Below are 1,264 nucleotides of genomic sequence, written 5' to 3'. Positions count from 1 at the left end.
AAGCCAGTAGAGAAAGTTGTAACTCGAAGTTGTGCCCTTCTCTGTCCGGTCCCGGGAGATGCTTGACACTTCGGTCCCAGCTGATGGTTGACAGTGGCCGTGATCGGCTTTTCTGTGCGCGTCGTTGCGGCGTGTGGCAGGAGGCCGGGATTGGCGCTGGTGGAGTTGTCGGTTGTCGAGCAGAGATACCGGGCTGTGCTTGCGGTGCTGGCGGGTGCGACGGTGACGGAGGTCGCCGCGCAACTGGGCGTGTCCAGGCAGACGGTGAGTGGGTGGAAGTCGCGGTATGCCGCCTCGGGTCTGGCGGGGTTGGCGGATCGGTCGCGTAGGCCGGCCTCGTGTCCGCATCAGGCCTCTGCGGATGTGGAGGCGGCGGTGTGCGAGTTGCGGCGCAAGCATCCCCGCTGGGGTCCGCGGCGGATCGCTCATGTGCTGGAGCGTTCTGGGGCGGTGGCGCCGGTGCCGTCGCGGATGACGGTGTATCGGATCTTGGTGCGGCATGGCTTGGTGGAGCCGGGTGTTCGGCGTCGGCGGCGTGCGGATTACAAGCGCTGGCAGCGGGATGCGCCGATGCAGTTGTGGCAGATGGACATCGTCGGTGGGGTGATGCTGGTCGACCTGCTGACCGGGGAGCTGACCGAGGCCAAGGTCGTGACGGGTGTGGACGATCACTCCCGGTATTGCGTGATCGCGTCGGTGGTGGTCCGGGCGACGGGGCGGGCGGTGTGTTCGGCGTTCGTGGAGGCTTTGCGGGTGTTCGGGGTGCCGGAGGAGGTGCTGACGGACAACGGCAAGCAGTTCACCGACCGGTTCGGGCAGGGCGGTGAGGTTTTGTTCGACCGGGTCTGCCGGGAGAACGGGATCGCGCACCGGCTGACCCAGCCGGCGTCGCCTACCACGACGGGCAAGGTCGAGCGGTTCCATCAGACGCTGCGGCGTGAACTCCTCGATGGCTGCGGTCCGTTCGAGAGTATCGAGGCGGCGCAGAGAGCGCTGGATGGGTGGGTGGAGGAGTACAACTCCTCGCGTCCGCATCAGGCGCTGGAGATGCAGAGCCCGGCGGACCGGTTCACGCCGGTTGCTGAGCAGGAGCGGGAGGTGCTCGGCCTGAAGGTGCCGGGGGTGCTCTCGCTCGTCCCGCAGCAGCGGACGGTTCCTGTCGTGGCGCCTCCTGCCGCGGAGTCGGCTGAGCTGGTGCCCGCCGAGGTGGTGACGGAGGGGCCTGAGCTGCAGGATGGGCTGGTGCCGGTCGAGCATGGCGGGC

Annotated in this window: 1 protein-coding gene; it reads left to right on the top strand. The window is 67.8% G+C overall.

Annotation, left to right across the window (positions count from 1 at the left end):
• Positions 1–165: 165 nt before the first annotated feature.
• The coding region (locus ACFY0T_RS50290; RefSeq protein ID WP_388885994.1) for an IS481 family transposase at positions 166–1,264 on the top strand (1,099 nt) is incomplete at its 3' end.

This window comes from Streptomyces sp. NPDC001530 (genome assembly GCF_042894545.1).
GTDB lineage: Bacteria > Actinomycetota > Actinomycetes > Streptomycetales > Streptomycetaceae > Streptomyces.
The sequence above is the reverse complement of the archived record's forward strand: the minus strand, read 5'-3'. Positions and strand labels throughout refer to the sequence as shown.